General features: G+C 54.0%; 16 protein-coding genes and 1 pseudogene. 8 read left to right on the forward strand and 9 right to left on the reverse strand.

Annotation, left to right across the window (positions count from 1 at the left end; translation table 11 throughout):
- Positions 1 to 5: 5 nt before the first annotated feature.
- From O6D90_RS16090 to ybgI, 6 genes are read right to left on the reverse strand one after another with little or no spacing between them, the layout of a single operon-like run.
- Complete coding sequence (locus O6D90_RS16090; RefSeq protein WP_016152277.1) at positions 6 to 1,001, reverse strand: DUF979 domain-containing protein; 996 nt, start codon at positions 999 to 1,001, stop codon at positions 6 to 8.
- The gene (locus O6D90_RS16095; RefSeq protein ID WP_003831395.1) at positions 998 to 1,720 is read right to left on the reverse strand and encodes a DUF969 domain-containing protein; all 723 of its coding nucleotides are present in this window, start codon (positions 1,718 to 1,720) and stop codon (positions 998 to 1,000) included. Before O6D90_RS16095 ends, O6D90_RS16090 begins: the two co-directional genes overlap by 4 nt.
- Positions 1,721 to 1,775: 55 nt before the next feature.
- A complete protein-coding gene (gene pxpA / locus O6D90_RS16100) occupies positions 1,776 to 2,510 on the reverse strand; it encodes a 5-oxoprolinase subunit PxpA (protein ID WP_016155997.1) in 735 nt (244 codons plus the stop codon).
- A complete protein-coding gene (gene pxpC, locus O6D90_RS16105; protein ID WP_016152275.1) occupies positions 2,500 to 3,432 on the reverse strand; it encodes a 5-oxoprolinase subunit PxpC in 933 nt (310 codons plus the stop codon). The genes pxpA and pxpC overlap by 11 nt, the downstream gene beginning before the upstream one ends.
- Entirely contained in the window at positions 3,426 to 4,082 is a 657-nt protein-coding gene (pxpB, locus tag O6D90_RS16110; RefSeq protein ID WP_016155996.1) for a 5-oxoprolinase subunit PxpB, read from the reverse strand. The genes pxpC and pxpB overlap by 7 nt, the downstream gene beginning before the upstream one ends.
- A 15-nt stretch (positions 4,083 to 4,097) precedes the next feature.
- Positions 4,098 to 4,841 carry a radiation resistance protein YbgI gene (gene ybgI / locus O6D90_RS16115; RefSeq protein ID WP_016152273.1) on the reverse strand — a complete coding sequence of 248 codons (744 nt, stop codon included), beginning with the start codon at positions 4,839 to 4,841 and terminating at the stop codon, positions 4,098 to 4,100.
- A gap of 289 nt (positions 4,842 to 5,130) precedes the next feature.
- On the opposite strand from ybgI, the gene dtpD reads away from it, so the two are divergent.
- Positions 5,131 to 6,612, forward strand: a complete 1,482-nt coding sequence (gene dtpD / locus O6D90_RS16120) for a dipeptide permease DtpD (protein WP_016155995.1) — start codon at positions 5,131 to 5,133, stop codon at positions 6,610 to 6,612.
- Between the two features lie 49 nt (positions 6,613 to 6,661).
- Here dtpD and O6D90_RS16125 read toward each other — a convergent pair.
- The 3 genes and pseudogenes from O6D90_RS16125 to O6D90_RS16135 form a co-directional block, all read right to left on the reverse strand.
- Positions 6,662 to 7,015 (reverse strand): annotated as a pseudogene (locus O6D90_RS16125) (ISNCY family transposase); the annotation flags it as partial.
- 46 nt (positions 7,016 to 7,061) lie between these two features.
- A complete protein-coding gene (gene phrB / locus O6D90_RS16130) occupies positions 7,062 to 8,480 on the reverse strand; it encodes a deoxyribodipyrimidine photo-lyase (RefSeq protein WP_016155993.1) in 1,419 nt (472 codons plus the stop codon).
- A 124-nt stretch (positions 8,481 to 8,604) separates the two neighbouring features.
- Positions 8,605 to 8,811, reverse strand: coding sequence for a YbfA family protein (locus tag O6D90_RS16135; protein ID WP_003022870.1), 207 nt, complete (start codon positions 8,809 to 8,811; stop codon positions 8,605 to 8,607).
- A 308-nt stretch (positions 8,812 to 9,119) separates the two neighbouring features.
- Between O6D90_RS16135 and kdpF the strand changes: the two genes are divergently transcribed.
- From kdpF to speFL, 7 genes are all read left to right on the forward strand, one after another.
- On the forward strand, positions 9,120 to 9,209 hold the full coding sequence (kdpF, locus tag O6D90_RS16140; protein ID WP_001670793.1) for a K(+)-transporting ATPase subunit F: 90 nt from the start codon (positions 9,120 to 9,122) through the stop codon (positions 9,207 to 9,209).
- A complete protein-coding gene (gene kdpA / locus O6D90_RS16145) occupies positions 9,209 to 10,888 on the forward strand; it encodes a potassium-transporting ATPase subunit KdpA (protein WP_016155992.1) in 1,680 nt (559 codons plus the stop codon). Before kdpF ends, kdpA begins: the two co-directional genes overlap by 1 nt.
- A gap of 20 nt (positions 10,889 to 10,908) precedes the next feature.
- Positions 10,909 to 12,957 (forward strand): potassium-transporting ATPase subunit KdpB, encoded by a 2,049-nt coding sequence (gene kdpB / locus O6D90_RS16150; protein ID WP_016152268.1) that lies wholly within the window; start codon positions 10,909 to 10,911, stop codon positions 12,955 to 12,957.
- 8 nt (positions 12,958 to 12,965) lie between these two features.
- Positions 12,966 to 13,532, forward strand: coding sequence for a potassium-transporting ATPase subunit KdpC (gene kdpC / locus O6D90_RS16155; RefSeq protein ID WP_016155991.1), 567 nt, complete (start codon positions 12,966 to 12,968; stop codon positions 13,530 to 13,532).
- A 10-nt stretch (positions 13,533 to 13,542) separates the two neighbouring features.
- The gene (gene kdpD, locus O6D90_RS16160) at positions 13,543 to 16,227 is read left to right on the forward strand and encodes a two-component system sensor histidine kinase KdpD (protein ID WP_016155990.1); all 2,685 of its coding nucleotides are present in this window, start codon (positions 13,543 to 13,545) and stop codon (positions 16,225 to 16,227) included.
- Positions 16,224 to 16,901, forward strand: a complete 678-nt coding sequence (gene kdpE, locus O6D90_RS16165) for a two-component system response regulator KdpE (RefSeq protein ID WP_016155989.1) — start codon at positions 16,224 to 16,226, stop codon at positions 16,899 to 16,901. Before kdpD ends, kdpE begins: the two co-directional genes overlap by 4 nt.
- Before the next feature lie 278 nt (positions 16,902 to 17,179).
- Positions 17,180 to 17,284 carry a leader peptide SpeFL gene (gene speFL / locus O6D90_RS16170; RefSeq protein ID WP_114149115.1) on the forward strand — a complete coding sequence of 35 codons (105 nt, stop codon included), beginning with the start codon at positions 17,180 to 17,182 and terminating at the stop codon, positions 17,282 to 17,284.
- The last annotated feature ends 251 nt before the right edge of the window (positions 17,285 to 17,535 follow it).

Consider the following 17,535-nt stretch of genomic DNA (forward strand, 5'->3'; position numbering starts at 1 on the left):
TCTCCTTACAAGAACATCAGGAAATACATCAGGAACACGTTGACCAGCAACAGCAGTATGCCGGTTGGCACCTGCGCTTTAATCACCGCGTTTTTATCCGGCAGCTCCAGCAGCGCTGCAGGAACAATGTTAAAGTTTGCCGCCATCGGCGTCATTAACGTCCCGCAATAGCCAGAGAACATACCAATTGCCGCCATTACTGCCGGATTGCCGCCGTGCTGCAGCACGAGGATCGGAATACCAATTCCAGCGGTCACGATCGGGAAAGCGGCAAACGCATTGCCCATGACCATCGTCAGCAATGCCATGCCGAGGGTGTACACCGCCACTGCGATAAAGCGGCTATCCACCGCCAGGTATTCTTGCGTCAGCCAGGAAATACCGCTGCCTACGCCCGCTGCCGTAAACAACAGCCCGAGCGTGGCCAAAATCTGCGGCAGGATAAACGCCCAGCCGATGGAGTCCAGCAGACGGCGCGCCTCCTGAATCGGTTGATGAACCCGCTCATGGGTCATTTTTATCGCCATCGCCAGACCAATCAACGAGCCTGCGGTCATGGAAAAGAGCGTCACCAGCGTGGCGTGATTACCCGGCCCAAACAGCGCATCCTGTAAGCCCGGAATATGGTTGAACATCAGCACGCCAATAACCGTTACCACCGGAATTGCCAGCGCCGGGAAAAACAGGCGATTACCCAGACGACTGGCGCTTTCTTCGCGCTGTTGCTGCGTTCGTTGATGGTAGCTTCCCAGCTTCACGCCGCCAAAACCGGCGATCAGGGCCAGCACGACCACCGCGACGCCAACGGCAATATGCACCGTGCGTTTGTCGCCAAACAGCGAGTATGTCCAGTCGCCAAGCAGAAACAGTACGCCGTATATGCCCCAAAACAGGCCGGTGGTGAAGCGACGCGGGTTCGCTTTGTCCTGCCAGGACATCAGCGCCACAATCAGTAATACCGCTCCCGCCAGCCAGTAGAGATAGCTTTGTTGAAAATTCATTTCGCTTCCCCTTTCGCTGCGGCATTCGCTTTCGCCACCTCACGTTGCAAATAGCTATCCAGACGCCACAGACGCGTACCGTGGATCAGGAATGCACAAATTGCCGTTGGGATCCCCCACAAGGCAATATGCAGCGGTTCGGTCTGGATCCCACCAGACTCCAGCATAAAGTTGTGCATAAAAATGATGGCACCGAAGGCAACAAAGATATCTTCACCGAAGAACAGTCCGACGTTATCGGTCGCAGCTGACATGGCGCGCAGACGATAGCGTACCGCCCCAGGTATCTCGCCGTGATTTTTCTCTGCGGCTCCTTCCGCCATCGGCGCCAGCAGCGGACGCACCATCTGCGGATGCCCCCCCAGACTGGTCAACCCTAACGCAGCGGTCGCTTCGCGAATGAACAGATAGACAATAAGCAGACGGCCACTGGTGGCGCTGCGGATTTTTGCAATCCACGCCTGAGCACGCTCTTTGAGTCCGTGGCGTTCCAGCAGGCCAATAACCGCCAGCGGGATCAGCAGGATAAATGGCAGGTTGCGGGTGTTAAGAAAACCTTCACCCAGCTTCTCAAGGATAGTGGCGATCGGCATATGCGCCGCCAGCCCCGTGACGATCCCGGCAATAATGACCACCAATACCGGGTTAAAACGTAAAAGAAATCCGACCACGATGACGGCGATCCCCGTCAATGGCCAGAGAGAAATTACCTCTCCCATAATTCAGTCCTGTATATGTTGTTGTGTAATATATTATTGTTTTTTATGAATAAATTTATGCGCTAATTTGAATATTGCATGCATTGAATGCGGCTCGCAAGCGACGGGCAAAAGCGAGTGCGTGCTCACCATCCCCGTGAATGCATACCGTCTGGGCTGTCACGTTCGCCCACGTTCCACTCTGGCTTTTTACTCTGCCGGATTGCACCATTTCTAGCGTTTGCGCCAGCGCCTGCTCTTCATCCTCAATCAATGCGCCCGGCTGGCTGCGCGGCACCAGACTGCCATCCGCCTGATAACCCCGATCGGCAAAAACCTCCTGACGTGTTACCAGACCATAGCGTTCACCCGCACGAATCAGTTCGCTTCCCGCCAGCCCTACCAGAACCAGCGACGGATCGCAGGCATACACCGCTTGAGCAATAGCATCCGCCAACTGAGGATCTTTCGCCGCCTGGTTATAAAGCATACCGTGCGGTTTAACATGACGCATTACGCCGCCCTGCGCACGCGTGATGGCAGCCAGCGCACCAATTTGATACAGCATCTGCGCATACACCGTTTCCACAGGCAGGGTCATGGCGCTACGGCCAAAATTTTCACGATCCGGAAAACTCGGATGCGCGCCTATCGCTACGCCATTTTTTAGCGCTTCGCGCACGCTTAAAAGCATCGTCTGCGCATCACCGGCGTGAAACCCACAGGCGATGTTGGCTGATGACACCAGTTGCAGCAGCGCTGCATCGTTAGGGCATCCCTCACCGAGGTCTGCGTTGAGATCAATTTTCATTGTTAAGTCGCCATGTTAACTGTTCCAGATAACGCTGCCGATCGTGGCGCGCCTTAAGCGCTTCCTCCAGCGAACACTGCACAAAATGGATCGGCTGGCCGAGCGGGATCTGCGCCAGATGATACATATCTGCTTCGATGATACAGGCGATACGCGGATAGCCGCCCGTCGTCTGAGCATCGTTCATCAGCACGATGGGCTGACCATTATGCGGAACCTGCACTACGCCAGGGAGCAAACCATGCGACAATAGCTCGCGATCGGTCGTGCGCGTCAGCGACTGCCCCTGCAAGCGATACCCCATACGGTTGCTTTGCGGACTCAGTTGCCACGGGGAGCGCCAGAAAGAAGCCTGCGATACTTCGTCAAACTCCTGGTATTCAGGCCCGGGGAGCGCGCGAATGTGGTTGCCCCACATCAGCTGTTTTACGCCCTGCGGCCCGCTGAATTGCCGGGTCGATGCGCCAATTGGCAGCCGATCGCCATCGCGCAGCAGACGCCCTTCCAGCCCGCCAATTCCGACTTTGAGATCGGTACTGCGCGACCCCATTACTTCGGGCACATCAAAACCGCCCGCTACCGCCAGATAGCTGCGCATGCCGTGATGTGGACGTTTTAGCGTCAGACGCTGCCCGGCTTTCACCGGCAGCCGCCATCCGCTCCATACAGGAGTACGATCCAGGTGCGCTTCACATCCCGCACCGGTCAGGGCAAACCAGCCATCGGTTTCAAATTCCACCACCAACTGCCCCAGTGTGATTTCCAGCGCAGCGGCATTCGCATCATTACCTACCAGCAGGTTAGCAACGTTCAGCGCCGGTTTATCCAGCGCGCCACAGTGACTGATTCCGGATTGACGAAAACTATGGCGTCCCCCGTCCTGTACTGAGGTGTACATGCCAGCGCGAATGATGTTTAACATATCCCCTCCTTCTGCGGGACAAAACGCACGGTATCGCCAGCCCGTAACAGAATCGGCTCCTGCCGTTTTGGATCAAATAACGCAACGGAGGTACGGCCAATCAATTGCCATCCGCCTGGCGTGGAAAGCGGATAGACCCCCGTTTGGGATCCGCCAATACCGACAGAACCTGCCGGAACAAGCAGACGCGGTTCCGCACGCCTCGGAGTATGGAGCGGTTCAGGTAAGCTCCCGAGATAGGGAAATCCCGGCTGAAAACCGATAAACCACACCACATAATCAACCGACGCATGAAGTTCGACGACCTGCTTGTCACTTAATCCACTGTGCCGGGCGACCTCTGCCAAATCGGGACCGAACTCACCGCCATAGGTCACGGGAATTTCAATAAAGCGCGAGTCCGGCTCCAGCGCCTCACTCTCTTCCCACCAGCGCTGCAGGCGTTCAATCGCATCCAGCGCCAGCGTTTTCGGGTCGCGCAGGGTAACCGTGATATTGTTCATTCCCGGAATAGCTTCCAGCACATTCGAGGCATCAACCAGACGCTGGGCCAGACGCCAGATGCGTTTCTGAGTCGCCAGCGTAATGGGAGGTTCCAGCTCAAGAACCACCGCACTTTCACCTAACAGATAACAACGCGCTCGCTGCACTTTCGTCCCTCTTTATTACGCTGGATTAGGAATATCGATAAAGGTTACGTCCAGATCGGTATTTTCATTCAGCCATTCGCTCAATGCGCGAATGCCGCCGCGTTCGGTCGCATGGTGACCAGCAGCATAAAAATGCAACCCTTGCTCGCGGGCTGAGTGAATGGTTTGCTCTGAAACTTCACCGGTGATAAAGGCATCGACACCAAACCGGGCTGCGCTATCAATGAAACTCTGACCGCCCCCTGTACACCAGGCGACGCGCTGAACTTTTTCCGGCCCGGTATCACCGCACCATAACGGTTTACGGCCTAAACGCGCTTCAATCCACGATGCCAGCTCCAGCCCCGGAACCGGCATGGAGAGTTCTCCCCATGGCACCAGCGGCTCGATTTCACCCATGACGGTGATCCCCAACAGCGCTGCCAGCTGCGCGTTATTACCCAGTTCCGGGTGAGCATCCAGCGGCAGGTGCCAGCCATACAGGTTGATATCATTTTCCAACAGCGTCTTCAGACGATGGCGCTTCATACCGCGAATAACCGGAGATTCGCCTTTCCAGAAATAACCGTGATGAACGATGACCGCATCCGCCTGCAGGCGTACCGCCTCGTCCAGTAACGCCTGACTTGCGGTCACGCCGGTCACGATTTTATGCACCGTCTCTTTGCCCTCAACCTGCAAACCATTCGGCGCATAGTCGCTAATGGCGGCGCTGTTCAGTTTGTCGTTGATCAGTTGTTCCAGTTCGGTGTTTTTCATCATCGTCCTCGTAGTCATAAATTCTGCCTGCCCAATCAGCAACACAGCTTAGGTTAAAATAGCGTTCCCGCTTGCGTTCGTCGATAGACATTTCACTGACACATCAAGAAACAATCACACCCGATTTGAACGCAATTTGCTTACCCCCACGCGATCTAATTCATGTATATTTATGCAATCAGACAGCATATTGCAAAAATAATCAGATCTGTATCAAAGTTAAAACTTTAAGGAAACACACTCGCGCAGCACGTTCAGCCTGTCGCGAGGCATTTACTTCGAGAAAAGAATGAATAAACAAGCATCTCAACCACGGGCGATTTATTACGTCGTTGCGCTACAAATTTGGGAATACTTCAGTTTTTACGGCATGCGTGCATTGCTGATCCTGTATCTCACTAACCAGCTTAAGTACGACGATAATCACGCATATGAACTGTTCAGCGCCTACTGCTCGCTGGTCTACGTCACGCCCATTCTTGGGGGATACCTGGCCGATAAAGTGCTCGGCAATCGAATGGCGGTGATGATCGGCGCATTTTTAATGGCAGTGGGACATCTGGTATTGGGCGCCAGCGAAATGGCCCCGGCGTTCCTTTATTTGTCGCTGGCGATTATTGTCTGTGGCTACGGTCTGTTTAAATCCAACATCAGTTGCCTGTTGGGCGAGTTGTATCAGCCTGAAGACCCTCGCCGTGACGGTGGATTCTCTCTGCTCTACGCTGCCGGTAATATTGGTTCAATCATCGCGCCCATTGCCTGCGGCTACGTGCAGGAAGAGTACAGCTGGGCGATGGGCTTTGCGCTGGCGGCGATTGGCATGCTGGCGGGGCTGGTGATTTTCGTATGCGGTAATCGCCATTTCGCCCATACCACCGGCGTCAACAAGGCCGTCTTGTGTGCGAAAAAATATATGCTGCCAAACTGGGCCTGGTTATTAGTTCTGCTGGTTGCAGCACCGCTGCTGATTACCGTTCTGTTCTGGAAAGAGTGGTCCGTTTACGCACTGATCGTTGCTACTGTTATTGGTCTGGCGGTTCTGGCGAAGATTTACCGCCAGGCGCAGACCCAGAAACAGCGCAAAGAGCTGGGGCTTATCGTTACGCTGACCTTCTTCAGTCTGTTGTTCTGGGCCTTTGCTCAACAGGGCGGCAGTTCGATTAGCCTGTATATCGACCGCTTCGTTAACCGCGATATTCTGGGATATTCCGTCCCTACCGCGATGTTCCAGTCGGTTAACGCCTTTGCCGTTATGCTGTGCGGTATCGTGCTGGCCTGGGTGGTCAAAGAAAGCGTTAGCGGTAATCGTACCGTACGTATCTGGGGTAAATTTGCCCTTGGCCTCGGTTTAATGAGCGCCGGATTCTGTATTCTGACCTTGAGCGCCCGCTGGTCTGCGGCTTACGGTCACTCTTCCATGCCGCTGATGGTATTGGGGCTGGCGGTCATGGGCTTTGCCGAGCTGTTTATCGATCCGGTGGCTATGTCTCAGATTACACGTATCGAGATCCCAGGAGTGACCGGCGTATTAACGGGTATTTACATGCTGCTTTCCGGAGCCATCGCCAACTACCTGGCCGGCGTTATCGCCGATCAGACCTCACAAGGTTCGTTTGACTCGGCGGGCGCTATCAACTATTCCATCAATGCATATATTGATGTCTTTAGCGAAATAACCTGGGGCGCGCTGGCCTGTGTGGTGCTGGTGCTGCTGATTTGGCTGTACCAGTCGCTGAAGTTCAGAAATCGTTCGCTGGCGGTAGAGTCCTGAATTTACAGGCCCGATGATGTAATAAGATTCGGGCCTGTTCTTCTGGAGATTATGCATGGTTTACAGCCAAATCCGCTTCTGAAACACCGGTCACCAGTTTTACCATTTCGCGTTCTATTCCCTGCTCCAACATGGTTTGCGCTATACGCAATGCCGCTTCTTGTTTTCCTTGTTGTAGTCCTTGTTGTAGACCTTCCTGTAATCCATCTAACCGTAACCGCTCTGCAATAGTCATCAGCCTCTCCTTGTGTTGGGGGATACGTTGTGTCATCTCTTGCATAAACTCATTAAAGCGAGATTCATCGCCAGATTGTAGAATGTAATTAAACATCGCTTGTAATTGCGTGTCATTAGCGCATCCAGTAAGTAGCAGCGTGGTCAGTTGCTCTACAAGCGCTATCACCACATTCTCATTCTGCTGGAAGGCATTACGCTGAAATCCACCATGCCTACTCTTTACGCGCCGCCTCATAGGCCGCCAGCGTCGCCAGTCTTGCCTGTTTATGATCGACAATCGGACGAGGATAGTTAAGCGTAACCTGCGCTTTTTCAGCCCACGTCCACGGATCATGAATGGCTTTACCCGGCACATCGCGCAGTTCCGGCAGCCACTGGCGGATAAACTCGCCGTCGCGATCAAATTTTTCGCCCTGAGTCGTGGGGTTAAAGATACGGAAATACGGTGCGGCGTCGGTCCCGGTTGAGGCCGCCCACTGCCAGCCGCCGTTATTGGCCGCCAGATCGCCATCGATCAGTTGCGACATAAAATATTGCTCGCCTTTACGCCAGTCGATCAGCAGATCTTTCACTAAAAAGCTGGCCGTAATCATGCGTAATCGATTATGCATCCAGCCCGTGGCGTTGAGCTGACGCATCGCCGCATCCACAATCGGGTATCCCGTGTTCCCTGTTTGCCAGGCATGCAAATGTGCCGGATTATTCTGCCATTGCACGCGATCGGTCCAACGGATAAACGGTTGATGCCGACACAGCACCGGATGGTAAGTCATCAGATGACGATAAAATTCACGCCAGATAAGTTCGTTCAGCCAGACGCTGCCTTCCCCTCCTTCAAGCGCCTGCGGCTGCTCCGCGAGCAGTCGATTCAGGCACTGGCGCGGCGACAATCCCCCTGTCGCCAGGCTCGCGGATAATCGACTGGTACCGTCAACCGCGGGGAAATCACGCTGTTGCTCATATTCTCTCGCGGCCTGCTGGCAAAACTGGCGTAATTGCGCGATAGCCAGTTTTTCTTCTGCCACAAACCGCTGCGCATCAAAATCTTGCTGCGGATAGCTCAGCGTTATTGATGTTAACGGAGCGTCAAGAGCGCCGCTTTCTCTCACCTTCGGCGCACTAACGCATTCTGGAACACCCTCTTTAATCCGCTTTAGCCAGGCATTTTTAAACGGTGTAAAGACTTTATACATCTCGTGATTGCCGGTCATGACCGCCCCTGGAGGCAGGATCACGCTGTCGTCAAACCCTTCACACACCACATGGGGTAATGCCTTCTCAACGGCAACATCACGCTGACGTTCGTTTATTTCGTATTGATAGTTATAAAACAATCGGCTGACGCTATGCTGTGCGCAGACGTTTTTGACGGTTTCCACGCTGGTCGCAAAATCTGCAACTTCATCAAACAGAAGCGGGATGCCTTTTTCCGCCAGCGCCGCTTGCAACGCATTCAACTGCGCACTCACAAATGCCGCCTGACGTGGGGCCATTTCGTGCGCCTTCCACTGCTCAGGAGTAGAGATATATAGCGCGATGACCTGCGCAGTACGATCCCGACAAGCCGCCGCCAGCGCGAGGTTGTCATGCAGACGTAAATCACGTCGAAACCAGACCAGATGGGTGGTCATAATACTCCTGGATATAAATTAATCATTGCCACTCGTTATCTATTACACCGACAAGTGTAGACGTCGGCGCATAAAAAAAACCGCCACATTACTGTGAGCGGTTTTCTTGAGCAAGAACGATAACTTAGTAGAAATCGCAGGTGGCTTTTTCAGCCTGCTCCATCCACACCGGTTTATCACTGGTTTTAGACCAGACGCGGTGCAGGTAGCTGTAAAAACGAGCGCGGTCTTTCCAGAACAGCATGACCGGTAGCGCCAGCACGCCCGCCACTACGGCAAAGGTACGGCGCAAGAAAACAATGTGTGCTGGATATTCTTTATAAAAGTCCATAATCCTCTCCCATATATCTGTTCGGTGAATAGCACCGGAAAAATAAACTTGGTTAACTGATGAAAATAATACCGCCTTGTGTGTAATTTTGCTACTCATCCGACCACTTATTTTTATCTATTGATGCTCCGTTTAGCTTAAAACTGTAATTAAGTTACATAAAAGTTAAATTAATACTAACCATTAGTTAAATAATGGTTTTTGCCATTTTTATACTTTTTTTACACCCCACCCGCTGATTTTTGCGAAATCTTTGCAAGCAAAAATCTACGCTCTGGTTATCACATTTATGCCACTGGAGGTGCACTGTGAGTGCAGGCGTGATAACCGGCATTGTGCTGGTCTTTTTATTATTAGGTTACCTGGTCTATGCCCTGATCAATGCGGAGGCGTTCTGATGGCAGCCCAAGGATTTTTACTCATTGCCAGTTTCTTGCTGGTGCTATTTGTCATCGCCAGACCGTTGGGATTTGGGCTGGCTCGACTGATCAACAATACGCCCCTGCCGGGTCTGGTTGGTGCGGAGCATTTACTCTGGCGCGGTCTGGGCATCTCGCAGCAGGAGATGAACTGGCGGCAGTATCTGCTGGCTATCCTCGCTCTCAATGCGCTGGGCCTGCTGGTCCTGTTTTCGATGCTGATGGCGCAAAACCTGCTGCCGCTAAATCCCCAGCAACTGCCAGGGCTTTCGTGGGATCTGGCGCTCAACACGGCGGTGAGTTTTGTCACTAATACCAACTGGCAATCCTATGCTGGCGAAACCACCTTAAGCTATTTCAGCCAGATGGCCGGGTTGACAGTGCAGAATTTCCTGTCTGCGGCGACCGGAATTGCGGTGATTTTTGCCCTGACCCGCGCTTTCACACGCCAGAGTATGAACACGCTGGGCAACGCCTGGGTCGATCTGGTTCGCATTACGCTGTGGATCCTCGTCCCTATTGCGTTGCTCATTGCCCTGTTCTTCATTCAGCAAGGTACGTTGCAAAACATATTGCCTTATCAGCCCATCACCACCCTTGAAGGGGTGAAACAGCTGCTGCCAATGGGGCCAGTCGCCTCACAGGAAGCGATTAAGATGCTCGGCACTAACGGAGGGGGATTCTTTAACGCTAACTCATCGCATCCGTTTGAAAACCCAACCGCACTGACCAATCTGGTACAGATGCTGGCTATTTTCTTAATTCCCACCGCGCTGTGTTTTGCCTTTGGTGATGTAGTGGGCGATCGTCGTCAGGGGCGGACCTTACTGTGGGCCATGTCACTGATTTTTGTGGTCTGCGTTGCCGTCGTGATGTGGGCCGAAGTTCAGGGCAACCCGCACCTGATGGCATTCGGTGCCGACAGCAATATCAACATGGAGGGCAAGGAGAGCCGCTTTGGCGTGCTGGCCACGAGTCTCTTTTCCGTCGTCACCACAGCAGCATCCTGCGGGGCTGTCGATGCGATGCATGACTCCTTTACCGCACTGGGCGGCATGGTACCTATGTGGCTGATGCAGATTGGTGAAGTGGTCTTCGGCGGTGTGGGTTCAGGTCTGTACGGCATGCTGCTGTTCGTGCTGCTGGCAGTATTTATCGCCGGGTTAATGATTGGCCGTACGCCGGAGTATCTGGGTAAGAAAATCGACGTGCGCGAAATGAAAATGACCGCGCTGGCGATTCTGGTCACCCCTACGCTGGTCCTGCTCGGTACAGCGATCGCCATGATGAGCGATGCCGGGCGCAGCGCCATGCTTAATCCAGGTCCTCACGGCTTTAGTGAAGTCCTGTATGCCGTATCGTCTGCCTCGAACAACAACGGTAGCGCCTTTGCCGGATTAAGCGCCAATAGCACGTTCTGGAACTGCCTGTTGGCCCTGTGCATGTTCTTCGGTCGCTTCGGCGTGATCATCCCCGTGATGGCTATTGCCGGGTCGCTGGTCAGTAAAAAGATCCAGCCAGCAAGCCCAGGCACGCTACCTACCCACGGCACGCTGTTTGTCGGGTTGTTAATCGGTACGGTGTTACTGGTTGGCGCTCTCACCTTTGTTCCTGCCCTGGCGCTTGGCCCGGTCGCAGAATACCTGTCATTACACTGAGTGATGCGGAGCACATTACTATGAGTCGCAAGCAACTGGCGCTGTTCGAACCCTCTCTGGTCGCACAGGCGCTGATGGACGCCGTGAAAAAATTAAGCCCACATACCCAGTGGCGTAACCCGGTGATGTTCATCGTCTGGCTGGGCAGTTTGTTAACAACCCTGTTAACGGTGGCGATGGCAACAGGTCATATGCAGGGCAGCCCATGGTTTACCGGCGCGATAAGTCTGTGGCTGTGGATTACCGTTCTGTTCGCCAACTTCGCTGAGGCGCTGGCAGAAGGTCGCAGTAAAGCTCAGGCTAACAGCCTAAAGGGAGTCAAAAAAACCGCCTTTGCCCGTAAACTTCGCGAACCCAAATACGGCGCGGCAATGGATCACGTTCCTGCCGATGATTTACGGAAAGGGGATATCGTGCTGGTGGAAGCTGGCGATATTATCCCGTGTGACGGCGAGGTCATTGAAGGTGGCGCATCAGTAGATGAAAGTGCCATTACCGGTGAATCCGCGCCTGTGATTCGTGAATCCGGTGGCGATTTCGCCTCCGTCACCGGCGGGACCCGCATCCTCTCCGACTGGCTGGTTATCGAATGCAGCGTAAACCCCGGTGAAACGTTCCTCGACCGGATGATCGCCATGGTTGAAGGCGCGCAGCGGCGTAAAACGCCCAATGAAATCGCCCTGACGATCCTGCTGATTGCCCTGACCATTATCTTTTTGCTGGCGACCGCCACGCTATGGCCGTTTTCCGCCTGGGGTGGTAGTGCGGTCAGCATCACGGTGCTGGTTGCCTTGCTTGTGTGTTTGATCCCTACAACGATAGGCGGACTGCTCTCAGCGATTGGCGTCGCCGGGATGAGCCGCATGCTGGGCGCGAATGTCATCGCTACCAGCGGACGTGCAGTAGAGGCGGCAGGTGACGTAGACGTACTGCTGCTGGATAAAACCGGCACCATTACGCTGGGTAACCGTCAGGCTTCGGATTTTCTGCCCGCCCACGGCGTGGACGAAAAAACGTTGGCCGACGCCGCACAGCTTTCATCGCTGGCCGATGAAACGCCGGAAGGCCGCAGCATCGTGATCCTGGCAAAACAGCGCTTTAATCTGCGTATTCGCGACGTGCAATCGTTGCACGCTACCTTTGTGCCGTTTACCGCCCAAAGCCGGATGAGCGGCATCAACATCGACAACCGAATGATCCGCAAAGGGTCGGTCGATGCCATTCGTCGGCACGTTGAAGCCAACGGCGGCCACTTTCCCGCCGATGTGGAGCAGAAGGTCGAAAGCGTCGCTCGCCTTGGCGCAACGCCGCTGGTGGTTGCCGAAGGCTCCCACGTACTGGGTGTGATTGCGCTGAAAGATATTGTGAAAGGCGGGATCAAAGAACGTTTTGCTCAACTGCGCAAAATGGGGATTAAAACGGTGATGATCACCGGCGATAACCGCCTGACCGCTGCCGCGATCGCCGCTGAGGCCGGAGTGGATGACTTCTTAGCTGAAGCCACGCCGGAAGCCAAGCTGGCGCTGATTCGTCAGTATCAAGCGGAAGGTCGTCTGGTGGCAATGACCGGCGACGGAACCAATGACGCTCCTGCCCTGGCGCAGGCGGACGTTGCGGTCGCCATGAACTCTGGAACCCAGGCAGCGAAAGAAGCAGGTAACATGGTGGATCTCGACTCCAACCCCACCAAGCTGATTGAAGTAGTGCACATTGGTAAACAAATGCTGATGACGCGCGGTTCGCTGACCACTTTCAGTATTGCCAACGACGTCGCGAAGTATTTCGCTATTATCCCGGCCGCATTCGCCGCCACCTATCCGCAGCTCAATGCGCTGAACGTGATGGGACTGCATTCGCCAGACTCGGCGATCCTCAGCGCGGTTATCTTTAACGCGCTGGTTATCGTCTTTCTGATCCCGCTGGCGCTAAAAGGCGTGAGCTACAAACCTTTGTCCGCATCCGCGATGTTGCGCCGCAATTTGTGGATCTATGGTCTGGGCGGTTTGGTTGTGCCGTTTATCGGTATCAAAGCGATTGATTTACTACTGACCCTGCTGGGTCTGGTGTGAGGTTTCAGATGAGTGGATTACGTCCTGCATTATCAACATTGATTTTCCTGATGCTTATCACCGGCGGGGCTTACCCGTTGCTGACGACCGCGCTGGGGCAGTGGTGGTTTCCCCACCAGGCTAACGGTTCGCTTCTTAGCGAAGGTCAGGTGGTTCGCGGCTCTGAGCTCATCGGGCAACATTTTACCGCTGCCGGTTATTTTCAGGGGCGTCCGTCTGCCACAGCTGAAATGCCCTATAATCCAATGGCTTCAGGCGGCAGTAATCTGGCAGCCAGCAACCCGGAACTGGATAAACAGCTGCAAAGCCGGGTTGCCGCACTGCGTGCCGCCAACCCGCAGGCCAGTCCTGCCGTCCCGGTAGAGCTGGTAACGGCTTCTTCCAGCGGGCTGGATAACAACCTGACGCCAGCCGCGGTGGCCTGGCAAATTCCCCGCGTGGCGCAGGCTCGCAACCTCAGCGTTGAAGAGGTTACGCGGTTGGTTGCACAATATACGCAAAAGCCGTTGGTCAGTTTTATCGGTCAGCCGGTGGTGAACCTGGTGGAACTTAATTTAGCGCTGGATAAGCACTGAGAAAAAGGACATGCATAACGAACCCTTACGCCCCGACCCCGATCGCCTGCTGGAGCAGACCACGGCCCCGCACCGGGGAAAACTGAAAATTTTCTTCGGTGCCTGTGCTGGCGTCGGCAAAACCTGGGCCATGCTGGCAGAGGCCCAGCGACTGCGGGCGCAAGGGTTAGATGTGCTGATTGGCGTGGTGGAAACCCATGGACGCAAAGAGACCGCCGCGCTGTTGGACGGCCTCAGCATCTTGCCGCTAAAGCGACAAGCGCGTCACGGTCGCCATATCAATGAGTTCGATCTCGACGCGGCGCTGGCCCGCCGTCCGGCGCTCATTTTGATGGATGAACTGGCGCACAGTAATGCGCCAGGCTCACGGCATCCTAAGCGCTGGCAGGACATTGAAGAGCTGCTGGAAGCCGGGATTGATGTTTTTACTACCGTTAACGTGCAGCACCTGGAAAGTCTCAATGACGTGGTCAGCGGCGTTACCGGCATTCAGGTTCGTGAAACCGTACCCGACCCTTTTTTCGATGCCGCCGACGATGTGGTGCTGGTCGATCTCCCCCCCGACGATTTGCGCCAGCGCCTGAACGAAGGCAAGGTTTATATCGCCGGTCAGGCAGAAAGAGCAATTGAGCATTTCTTTCGCAAAGGTAATCTGATCGCGCTACGTGAACTTGCCCTGCGCCGCACGGCTGATCGGGTAGACGATCAGATGCGCGCCTGGCGAGGACGTCCGGGAGAGGAGAAAGTCTGGCATACCCGCGACGCTATTTTACTGTGCATTGGGCACAATACCGGCAGCGAAAAACTGGTACGCGCCGCCGCACGTCTGGCGGCGCGTCTCGGCAGCGTCTGGCATGCGGTGTATGTCGAAACGCCAGCGCTGCACCGACTGCCCGAAAAACAACGCCGCGCAATTTTAAGCGCTCTGCGGCTGGCTCAGGAGTTAGGCGCAGAAACAGCTACCCTTTCCGACCCCGCCGAAGACAAAGCGGTCATCCACTATGCCCGTGAGCATAATCTGGGAAAAATTGTGCTCGGGCGTCCGACTACGCGTCGCTGGTGGCGTAGCGATTCCTTTGCCGACAAACTCGCTCATCGCGCACCGGATCTCGACCTGATGATTGTTGCGCTCAATGAGCCCCCTTCACGCCCTGTGCTGCAAACGGCAGATAGCCGCACCTTTAAGGATAAATGGCGGGTACAAATTCAGGGTTGTGTGGTTGCCGTTGCGCTGTGCGCCATCATTACGCTAATCGCCATGCAGTGGCTAATGGCCTTTGACGCCGCCAACCTGGTGATGATCTATTTATTGGGTGTGGTGGTTATCGCACTCTTTTACGGACGCTGGCCATCAGTGCTGGCAACCTTTATTAACGTCGCCAGCTTCGATCTCTTCTTTATTGCCCCACGCGGGACGCTGGCCGTTTCAGACGTTCAGTACCTGCTCACCTTTGCCGTAATGCTAACGGTAGGGCTGGTTATTGGTAATCTGACCGCCGGGGTGCGTTATCAGGCGCGGGTAGCGCGTTATCGTGAACAGCGTACGCGTCATTTGTATGAGATGTCGAAAGCGCTGGCCGTCGGTCGGAGTCAGACGGATATCGCCGCCACCAGTGAACAGTTTATCGCTTCAACGTTTCAGGCCCGCAGCCAGGTTTTACTGCCCGGTGAGAACGGCAAGCTGGCCCCGCTCACCCATCAACAGGGCATGACGCCGTGGGATGACGCTATTGCCCAATGGAGCTTTGACAAAGGGCAACCGGCCGGTGCAGGCACCGACACGTTACCGGGCGTGCCGTATCAGATTTTACCGTTAAAAAGCGCCGATAAAACGCATGGGCTGCTGGTAGTCGAACCGGGAAATTTACGCCAGCTTATGATCCCCGAACAGCAACGCCTGCTGGAAACCTTCACTCTACTGGTAGCCAGTGCGCTGGAGCGCCTGACGCTGACCGCCAGCGAAGAGCAGGCGCGGTTTGCCAGCGAGCGCGAAAGCATTCGCAACGCCCTGCTCGCTGCTCTGTCCCACGATTTGCGCACGCCGTTGACGGTGTTGTTCGGTCAGGCGGAAATCTTAACGCTGGATCTGGCCAGCGAGGGATCGCCGCACGCGCGCCAGGCCAGTGAGATTCGCCAGCACGTTCTGAATACTACCCGACTGGTTAATAACCTGCTGGATATGGCGCGAATTCAGTCTGGCGGCTTTAATCTTAAGAAGGAGTGGTTAACGCTGGAAGAGGTGGTCGGCAGCGCCCTGCAGATGCTGGAGCCCGGTCTCTCTGCCCCGATAAATCTGTCGTTACCTGAACCGTTAACACTGATTCACGTCGATGGTCCGCTCTTTGAACGGGTGCTGATTAACCTGTTGGAAAACGCCGTCAAATACGCGGGGCCACAGGCGCAAATCGGTATTGATGCCAGCGTCGATGGCGCACATCTGCAACTGGACGTCTGGGATAATGGGCCGGGTATTCCGTCGGGTATGGAACAGCGCGTTTTTGACAAATTTTCCCGGGGAAATAAAGAGTCATCGGTGCCCGGCGTTGGGCTGGGGCTGGCAATTTGTCAGGCTATTGTGGACGTGCACGGCGGTACTATTTCGGTCCACAATCGCGCGCAAGGAGGAGCCTGTTTTCGTGTTACACTGCCCCAGGAAATCCCCCCTGAACTTGAAGATTTTCATGAGGATATGTGACGAACGTACTGATTGTTGAAGATGAACATGCCATTCGCCGCTTTCTGCGCACTGCGCTGGAAGCCGATGGCCTGCGTGTATATGAAGCGGAAACGCTGCAACGTGGTCTGTTGGAAGCCGCCACGCGAAAACCCGATCTCATCATTCTCGATCTCGGCCTGCCGGACGGCGACGGCATTGATTTTATTCGCGACCTGCGACAATGGAGCGCGATTCCGGTGATTGTGCTTTCAGCCCGCAGTGAGGAAAGCGATAAAATTGCTGCGCTGGATGCCGGTGCCGATGACTATCTCAGTAAACCCTTTGGTATTGGCGAGCTACAGGCGAGATTGCGCGTGGCATTGCGTCGCCACGCCAGCGGTGCGTCTCCCGAACCGGTGGTACAGTTTTCCAACGTCAAAGTGGATATTGCCGCGCGCCTCGTTCACCGTGGTGATGAGGAAATTCATTTGACGCCGATTGAGTTTCGTCTGTTAGCGGTTCTGCTAAATAATGCCGGGAAGGTACTGACGCAACGCCAGTTGTTAAATCAGGTTTGGGGACCAAACGCCGTCGAACACAGTCATTATCTACGTATTTATATGGGACACCTGCGCCAGAAGCTGGAACTGGACCCGGCCCGTCCGCGTCATTTTCTGACCGAAACCGGAATTGGCTATCGGTTTATGCCGTGAATTCTTATTCATTTTTTCTGATTAATTAATAAATATATTTTTCATTACTCATTCCACTGCATAATACTTATTATGCAGCCAGTAGAATATTGTAAAAAAATAATAAAATACAAATAAATAACATATAAACAACAAAACAGCATCTTGTCTCGCACTATGCATAAATGGCGACTAAATATTTTATAAACGATCGTTTTTTATTGATCTTCTTCACAGTTCATAGCCATTTCCTGGATAAAATACCCGCACCTTCCACTTATCCAGTAAAGGTAACTAAAATGGAAAATAATAGCCGTACAATGCCACATATAAGGCGAACAACGCATATTATGATGTTTGCCCACCGCAACAGTTTCGACTTTCATTTCTTTAATGCCCGTTAGTCTTCCGACTAAGGGCACTCAAGTATACAGGTCTTCCTGACTCTCTGTATCGCAGGCTAACGCCTGTATCCGCAGTGCTCTCCCTGCATAACCCTGTATTACCTGTGACCGGACCGGTTAGGGTTTATTGCATCTTCAAAAAAGCAATTTACTGATTTATTTATCAGCGGTATGACTTTGCTTTTTTTCCGGAGTTATCAATTTCTCATTTGAGAAATTGAGGACCTGCTATTACCTAAAAATAAAGAGAT

It is taken from the genome of Citrobacter sp. 21OH12SH02A-Citro, assembly GCF_027919895.1.
Classification (GTDB): domain Bacteria; phylum Pseudomonadota; class Gammaproteobacteria; order Enterobacterales; family Enterobacteriaceae; genus Citrobacter; species Citrobacter braakii.